Raw genomic sequence first — 5705 nt, 5'->3', positions numbered from 1 at the left:
CTTCCGATCTCACCCCCACCCCCACCCCCACCCCCACCCCCACCCCCACCCCCACCGCCACCGCCACCGCCCACCGCCGCCCACCGCCACCGCCGCCCACCGCCACCGCCGCCCACCGCCACCGCGGCCACTGCCCCACCCCCCTCTCGCCCACCCCCTCTCGCCCCTCGCCGCCGATCCACCCCACTGCCGCCCCGCCTTCGCCCACCGCGCCACCGTCGCCCCACCGCGCCCGCCCCACTCCGCCCTCCGCCGCACCCGCCCCGCCGCACCCTCGCCGCCGCTTCGCCCCTGCCCACCGCGCACCACCCGTCGCCTCCACCGCCGTCCCCGGCGGTGCGATGGCGATGACGGTGGTGCCGCCAGGTGAGGCCGGAGATCCGTGGCGGGCGGGGCGGCGGAGGGAGCGACGGTGCATCGCCACACCCGACGGGGCCGCAACTCGCCGCTGCCGCCGCACGCGGCCCACCCGCGCCCTGCCCCTAGCGCCACCGCAGCCAGTCCATCCACCGACTCGCGGCGGGCGGGGACGGCGGGGCGTCGCCGCCGCCCCGCCGTCCCCGCCCGTTGGCGCACCCGCCGCATCCGCCGTGCCCGTCGGCCCGGCCATCGCTTCCCTCAGCAATCCAGTCGGTGCCACGAATCCGCCGGGCCCGCCGTCGCAGCCGGGCCGCACCGCCCTGCTCGGGTCGTTCGTTCGAGGGCTCGTTCCGGTGGTGCGTTTGGCTGGCGGGGCTGTGTCGGGTGATTGGGGTTGTCGGGGTAGGTGTGGGTTGGCAGGGGGTGGGTGGTCGAGGCGTTCCGCTGGTTTTCAACCGAGGTGTGGTAACGGTGTTTCCGTACATTTTTGGGCGACTGTCACTCGATCGTGTTAGCGATCGCCGGGGTCAGCGGAGCGTGAGAGGGCCCCGCTGATCCGCGGGTGGCCGTTAGGGGAGTAGGTGGAATTCGGTGCAGTGCCAGCGTGACCCTTGGCGTTCCACTCGCGCGGCGAATGCTCGGACCTTGGTCGGCATGTGCAGGGTGCCCGCCAGTTCCGCCGCATCCGGCGACACGTGGCACAAGCGGTAGCGGCCGAGGCGGGTTCGGGTTGGGGTGGCGGCTTCCGCCACGGTGGTCAGGGCACGTGGGGCGAAGGTGGCCGACAGTTGTCGCGGCGGCCGCCTGCCGCTCAGCGCCTCTACCAAGGGGAACAGGAAGTGGCGGGCGTCGAGAGGTGCGGGCGGCGGCGGGGTGTCGGTGGGGCCGGCGGAGGGGTCCTGGGTGGCGGTCGGCTTCGTGGACGACAGGGTGCGCAGTTGAGGTGGCATGCTGAACCGAGGGCGGACGGTCGGGGTTTCGTACCAAGATCACCCGATGGAGGCACGGTGCGGGGACTGGTTCTCGACTTCGGCGGCGTCCTGACGGACCTCGGTGACGACCACACGGCCACCGAACCGCCCCTCCTCACCGTCACCCGCCAAGTCCGCCACCAGGGCATCCTCACCGCGATGCTCTCCAACGCCGACTTCCTGTGGCGCCCGCCGGCCGGCTGGGAAGACCTGTTCGACGTCGTCATCACCTCCGGCGACGTCGGCCTGGCCAAGCCCGACCGCCGCATCTACCTGCTCGCCGCCGAACGGCTGGGCCTGCCCGCCGCCGAGTGCGTCTTCGTCGACGACCTCGCGGTCAACGTCCGGGGCGCCGCGGCGGCCGGAATGGTCGGTGTGCACCACCAGTCCGTGCAATCCACACTCGAGGAACTGGAAACACTGCTCCAGGTCCCCCTGCGGAGTTAACCGGTCACGAACGGCCACGAAAAATCCACCTGGCCGGTGAATTGCCGCTCACTCGACTTCCTTCGTACGTTCGCAGCGCCACGGCGAATACCGCGCAGTGGACGAGAGCAGTGGCCGACCGTCGTGAACAGCGCGGACGAGTGCCCCGGTCCCGCACCCGATGCCGTACGAGGGGCGTGGGTGCGGGACACCGAGGGCTGGTCGGGACGGCCCGACGGGTACCGCGTCGGGTGGCTGTGGTGAGCCGCCGATCAGCCGGGTTAGGCAGCGCGGGTGTCTGAGCGGCCCTCCGGCACCCGCGCTGCGCCGGCCACCGGGAAACACAAGAGCCCTGAAGATCACCCGCGCCGGCGGACGACCTCGAAGCACAGCACGGCCGCGGCGCTGGCCACGTTCAACGACTCCACCCCCGCCGCCATCGGGATCGACAACCACCCGGTCACGTGCGGCCGCACGTCGTCCGAGACGCCCGCCGTCTCACTGCCCAGCACGAACGCCGCCCGCGCCGGCAGGTCCGCCGCGTACACCGAAGACCGGGCCTGCGCGTCCAACGCGAAGATCGGGTACCCGGCACCCCTCAGCGCCACCACCGCCTCCGCCGCCGTCGCGCACCGCAGCACGGGCGCGCGGAACGCCACCCCCGCCGACGCCTTGACCACCATCGGGTCGATCGACGCGACACCCCGCCGCGGCACGACGATGCCGTCCACCCCCGCCGCGGTCGCCGTGCGCAGGATCATGCCGACGTTCGCCGGCGTGGTGATCCCGTCGAGCACCAGCACGAACCGCGGCCCGTCGCGCAACGCCAGCTCCAGCGGACGCATCCGCGGCGCGACGACGTCCGCCAGCACGCCCTGGTCCTGCTTGCCGTTCCCGGCCAGCACCTTGACCCGCTGCGCGGAAGCGCGCTGCACCGCCACACCGCGCCGACCGGCCGCGTCCAGGATCTCCCGGGCGGCCGGACCGCGGGCCGTGTCGGCGAGCACGACCTTGTCGACCTCGAGCCGCGGGTCGTCCAGGGCCTCCAGCACGGGCTTGCGGCCGTACACGGTGACGAACTTGTCCTTGGGTGACACATCCACGGGACAAGTGTCCACTACCCATTTGGGGCTTGCTTCTGCGCTGTCAATCATGATGATCGTCACATGGCATCGCGCGACGAGGCGCACCGCCTGCTGGCCAGCGGCCGGGAGGCGGACGTCTACCTGCGTCCGGACGGTCTGCTGGTCAAGCGCAGCCGTGCGGGCCGCGACCTGGGCCCCGAGGCCGAGCTGATGCGCTACCTGCGCCGGCACGGCATACCGGTGCCGAGGGTGGCGGAGGCCTCGGAGACGGACCTGGTCATGGAGTACGTCCCCGGTCCGCGCATGTCGCAGGAGCTGGACGCCAGGCCGTGGCGGGCGGGCGCGCTGGGCCGTGAGCTGGCCGAGCTGCACCGCAAGCTGGACCGGGTGCCCGCGCCGACGTTCCTGCCGGGCGACGGCGACCTGCTGCACCTGGACCTGCACCCCGGCAACGTGGTGATGGGCCCCGAGGGCGCGGTCGTGGTCGACTGGGGCAGCGCGAGCAAGGGCGACCGCAAGGTCGACGTCGCGCTGAGCTGGCTGGCGATCGCGGTGGCGCCGCTGCGGCCGTTCAAGCGGCTCGCCCGGTCGCGGATGGTGCGCGGGTTCCTGGCCGGGGTCGACGGCTCGGTGCGGGTCGAGGCCAGGCGCGCCATGCCGGCCGCCGCGGCGATCAGGCTGGCCCGGCACGAGCGGGACGAAGCCGAGGTCAGCGCCGTTCGCAGGCTCGTGCGCGATTGCAGCGACTAGCCTGGACCGCATGCCCGACCGCCTGTCCGCGCTGGACGCCTCGTTCCTGTACCTGGAGGACTCCACGACGCCGATGCACGTCGGTGGGGTGGCGGTGTTCCGGCGCCCGCGCACGGGCTTCGACTACGACCGGTTGGTCGACCTGATCGAGCAGCGGCTGTCGCTGGTGCCCCGGTACCGGCGGAAGGTCGTGCACGTGCCCGGACGGCTCGCGCGGCCGGTGTGGGTGGACGACGCGGACTTCGACGTCACCTACCACGTGCGGCGGTCGGCGTTGCCGAAACCGGGCAGCGACCAGCAGTTGCACGACCTGGTGGCGCGGCTGATGTCCCGCCCGCTGGACCAGACCCGGCCGTTGTGGGAGGTCTACCTGGTCGAGGGCCTGGCCCGGAACCGGACCGCGGTGATCACCAAGACGCACCAGGCGATGGTGGACGGCATCGGCGCGCCGGAGATCGGGCAGGTGATGCTGGACCCCTCCGCCACGCCGCGGCCGCCGGTCGAGTCGCTGTGGATGCCGTCGCCGGAGCCGAGCGGGTTGCAGCTGGTGGCCGACGCGGTCGCCGAAGCCGTGCAGCGGCCCGGCGAGGTGGTGGAGAACGTCCGCTCGGCGGCGATGGACACGGTGGCGACGGTGCGCAAGGTCGCCGGGGTGTTCGGCGGCTTGGCCTCCGCGGTGCGCACCGCCGCGACGCCCGCGCCCGGCAGCCCGCTGAACGTGCGGATCTCGCCGCAGCGGCGGTTCGCGGTGGCGCGCACCGGGCTGGACGTGTTCCGCGCCATCCGGCGGGCGCACGGCGGCACGGTCAACGACGGCGTGCTCGCGGTGCTGTCCGGCGCGCTGCGGAACTGGCTGCTGTCGCGCGGCGAGGTCGTGACGGCGGGGACCACCATCCGGGCCATGGCGCCGATGTCGGTGCGCGACGACGAGGCGCAGGTGTCGGCGTACCTGGTCGACCTGCCGGTGGGCGAGCCGAACCCGGTCGTGCGGCTGCACCACGTGTCGCACGCGATGCGCGCGCACCAGGAGTCGGGCCAGACGGTGGCGGCGCAGACGTTGGTGCGGTTCTCGGGCTTCGCGCCGCCCACGTTGCACGCGCTGGGCGCGCGGGCGGCGTCGTCGTTCTCGCGGCGGTTGTTCAACGTGGTGGTGACGAACGTGCCCGGTCCCCAGGTGCCGCTGTACGCGGCGGGGGCGAAGATGATCGAGATGTTCCCGGTCGTGCCGCTGGCGAAGAACCAGGCGTTGTCGATCGGCGTGACGTCTTATGACGGTGGCGTGTACTTCGGCCTCAACGCCGATCGCGACGCGATGTCCGATGTGGACGTGCTGGCGGCGATGGTCGAGGAGTCGGTGGAGGAACTGATGGGAACGGTGTCCGCATGAGGGTGTACCTCCCGGCGACCGTCGCGATGTTGCGCGACCTGGTGGAGAACGGCGAGTTCGTGCCCGTGGGCGGGACGGGGTTCGCCCTGACGCCCGCGTTGCGCGAGTCGTACGCGACCGGCGACACGGAGGAGCTCGAGTACTCGGCGATGCTCGACGCCGCGCGCGGTTCGCTGCGGCTGATCGCGGGTGACGAGAAGGCCGTGCCGAGGCGCGCGGTGGTGTCGGCCGACGTGCCGGACGTGAAGCTGCGGCCGGACCTGGACTTCTCGGTGGTGAAGCTGTCGGGCCCGGTGCCGATGAAGCTGATCGCCGCGATCCACCTGGACACGTCGGAGGCGGAGGACGACGTGCGCGCGGCGGCCGACGTGATCGACGCGGCGGACCTCGGCGACCCGGACGCGGAGTTCGCGCTGGGCGGGGCGGAGGACCACGAGCTGGCCTGGTACGCGGTCCAGGAGCTGCCGTTCCTGCTGGAGCTGATGTAGCCGCTGCCCCGCGGTTCTGCACGCCGAGCGGGAGCCGGAGGTGAGTCCCCGGTCTTGACCACCGGCTCCCCCGGGGTTCGAAACCCCGGTCAGCCCTGCAGGGTGAGCACCCCCCGTGGGGTGGGGAGGAGGCCGTAGTCCACGCCGTCGGAGCTGGGGCTGCGGCCTTGGTAGAGCAGTTGCAGGTTGCAGGGGTCGATGGTCTTGGTCTGGTCGGGGTTGGTGCGGATCAGGTCAC

7 protein-coding genes are annotated in these 5705 nt (G+C 72.8%); 4 read left to right on the top strand and 3 right to left on the bottom strand.

The genetic code is table 11. From position 1 onward, the window contains the following. Positions 1 to 929: 929 nt before the first annotated feature. The gene (locus AB0I91_RS44500) at positions 930 to 1310 is read right to left on the bottom strand and encodes an Rv3235 family protein (RefSeq protein ID WP_499619196.1); all 381 of its coding nucleotides are present in this window, start codon (positions 1308 to 1310) and stop codon (positions 930 to 932) included. Between the two features lie 57 nt (positions 1311 to 1367). Here AB0I91_RS44500 and AB0I91_RS44495 point away from each other — a divergent pair, with 57 nt between their 5' ends. Further along, entirely contained in the window at positions 1368 to 1778 is a 411-nt protein-coding gene (locus tag AB0I91_RS44495) for an HAD-IA family hydrolase (RefSeq protein ID WP_499642314.1), read from the top strand. A 338-nt stretch (positions 1779 to 2116) separates the two neighbouring features. Here AB0I91_RS44495 and AB0I91_RS44490 read toward each other — a convergent pair whose 3' ends face one another. Next, entirely contained in the window at positions 2117 to 2911 is a 795-nt protein-coding gene (locus AB0I91_RS44490; protein WP_499642318.1) for a TrmH family RNA methyltransferase, read from the bottom strand. A 12-nt stretch (positions 2912 to 2923) separates the two neighbouring features. On the opposite strand from AB0I91_RS44490, the gene AB0I91_RS44485 reads away from it, so the two are divergent. The 3 genes from AB0I91_RS44485 to AB0I91_RS44475 are packed head-to-tail and all read left to right on the top strand — an operon-like array spanning position 2924 to position 5467. After that, positions 2924 to 3592 (top strand): phosphotransferase, encoded by a 669-nt coding sequence (locus tag AB0I91_RS44485; RefSeq protein WP_498786849.1) that lies wholly within the window; start codon positions 2924 to 2926, stop codon positions 3590 to 3592. Between the two features lie 10 nt (positions 3593 to 3602). Continuing rightward, complete coding sequence (locus AB0I91_RS44480; RefSeq protein WP_498786850.1) at positions 3603 to 4979, top strand: WS/DGAT/MGAT family O-acyltransferase; 1377 nt, start codon at positions 3603 to 3605, stop codon at positions 4977 to 4979. Next, the gene (locus tag AB0I91_RS44475; protein ID WP_498786851.1) at positions 4976 to 5467 is read left to right on the top strand and encodes a DUF6912 family protein; all 492 of its coding nucleotides are present in this window, start codon (positions 4976 to 4978) and stop codon (positions 5465 to 5467) included. The genes AB0I91_RS44480 and AB0I91_RS44475 overlap by 4 nt, the downstream gene beginning before the upstream one ends. An 89-nt stretch (positions 5468 to 5556) precedes the next feature. On the opposite strand, the gene AB0I91_RS44470 is transcribed toward AB0I91_RS44475, so the two are convergent. Continuing rightward, positions 5557 to 5705 (bottom strand): non-reducing end alpha-L-arabinofuranosidase family hydrolase (locus AB0I91_RS44470; RefSeq protein ID WP_499642316.1); only part of this gene is annotated, 149 nt, incomplete at its 5' end.

The sequence above is a fragment of the Actinosynnema sp. NPDC049800 genome (assembly GCF_040656635.1).
In the GTDB taxonomy this organism is placed as follows: domain Bacteria; phylum Actinomycetota; class Actinomycetes; order Mycobacteriales; family Pseudonocardiaceae; genus Actinosynnema.
Note: the sequence above shows the minus strand (reverse complement) of the source record. Positions and strands in the feature narration are given on the sequence as shown.